Here is a 617-nt window from a genome sequence, read left to right on the forward strand (position 1 = left end):
GCCCCACAGCCTCGTACGCTCAGAACCAACCGCCAGTGCCCACCAGGGGCACGAAAAGAACCGGCCCCCATGAAGGGAACCGGTTCAGAAATAGATGGGGTGCGCTTCTAGATCGTGATGATCTTCGCGTTCGGGTTGATCATCCGAATCTCCGCGATCGGGTCGATATCGGTGTGGTCGGCTGGGTCACGAAGACGCTCCACCATGCGCGTCTCCCCCATGTCCAGTGAGGCGAGGAACGACAGGACCTTCTCTTCCGAGTTCAACCCCGCAGGCACCTCAACTGCGGCGAGATCGGGGAAGTCCTCGCGGAGCTGAGCCTCAATCTCCCCAGATACTCGCGGCAACTGGTGGGTCATGTTCGCACGATCGGTCATCCAATCGCAGATCGCGTAGATGCCGCCGATGTGGCTGGGGGACACGAGCTTCCCGGACAGGATGCTCAGGATGTCCCCGATGTGAAACTCTTTCGACTCAGCCATGTGCTGATCCTCTCACTAGTTGATGGGAGGGGTCGGGTGTCCCCCACAACAACCCGACCCCTCAATGTCCCCGGGAATCCCCGGCCCGGGTGAACGGCCACCACCAAGGTGACCGTCAGTGCCCCCGGCGCGATT

Annotated in this window: 1 protein-coding gene; it reads right to left on the reverse strand. The window is 61.4% G+C overall.

Annotated elements, in window-relative coordinates:
- Window positions 1-107 precede the first annotated feature (107 nt).
- Window positions 108-482: a DUF7736 domain-containing protein gene (locus WFJ01_RS19050; protein ID WP_336630052.1), complete on the reverse strand. Its 375-nt coding sequence runs from the start codon at window positions 480-482 to the stop codon at window positions 108-110.
- Window positions 483-617 lie beyond the last annotated feature (135 nt).

The sequence above is a fragment of the Microbacterium sp. MMO-35 genome (genome assembly GCF_037147555.1).
GTDB lineage: Bacteria > Actinomycetota > Actinomycetes > Actinomycetales > Microbacteriaceae > Microbacterium.